This window comes from Mycobacterium intermedium (genome assembly GCF_002086275.1).
Lineage (GTDB): Bacteria > Actinomycetota > Actinomycetes > Mycobacteriales > Mycobacteriaceae > Mycobacterium > Mycobacterium intermedium.
In genome coordinates this window covers 1-905 of the sequence record NZ_MVHT01000272.1, presented here as the reverse complement: position 1 = coordinate 905, position 905 = coordinate 1, and the positions used below count along the sequence as shown (strand labels likewise).

The window sequence follows — 905 nt, the reverse complement described above, 5'->3', positions numbered from 1 at the left end:
GAATGGGTGGGGCCGGTGGAGCGGGCGGCACCGGCGGCTTCGGCGGAACCGCTGGGAACGGCGGAGCCGGCGGCAACATGGGCAATGGCGGCGCCGGAGGTGCCGGTGGGAGCGGTGGGGCCGGATTGGCCGGCTTAGACGGGGTCAGTTACGGCGATTCGGGCGGACAGGGCGGTGCCGGCGGTGCCGGCGGTGCCGGCGGTGCCGGCGGCCTGGGTGGCTCGCTGCGCGGTGACGGCGGGACCGGCGGTATCGGCGGGACCGGCGGCGACGGTGGTGCCGGTGGGTCCGGCGTCAAGGGCGCGGATGCCGTCGCGGCGGGCGAAGCAGGGCAGACCGGCGGTACCGGTGGTGATGGCGGGGCCGGAGGTGTCGGTGGTGCCGGTGGTAACGCCGGTGGCGTCGCTGCCGGTGGTTCGGGCAGTGCGGGCGTTAACGGGACCGGCGGTGACGGCGGTACCGGTGGCGCGGCAGGCACACCTGGTGATGGTGGCTCCGGTGGTTCCGGCGATAGTGGTGTTCCCGACGGCGGGCGTGGTGGTGATGGCGGCAACCCCGGCAAGGTCGGTGCCGGCGGCAAGGGCGGGACGGGCGGTAGCGGCGGCAGCGGTGGCAGCGACGGCGGCACTGGCAGCGCGGGCGCGGCGGTAACCAGCGGTGGCAACGGCGGCCAAGGCGGCAACGGCGCTGACGGTGTCCACGGCGTGCTAGGCGGCCAAGGCGGCAATGGCGGGGCCGGCGGTAACGGCGGGTCGGTAGGCAACGGCGGGCAGGGCGGGGCCGGAGGCGACGGTGCCGCCGGTAATGACGGCTCCTCCGGCGGCCCCGGGACCAGCGTCGCAGGCGGTGGTGGCACCTTCGGCGGCAACGGCGGCCAGGGCGGGGCTGGCGGTGGGGGGGGCGGG

General features: G+C 77.0%; 1 protein-coding gene. It reads left to right on the top strand.

The window, feature by feature from the left end:
• Positions 1-905, top strand: a 905-nt coding sequence (locus BST27_RS32945; protein ID WP_211285340.1) for a hypothetical protein, incomplete at both ends; no start/stop codon positions are given.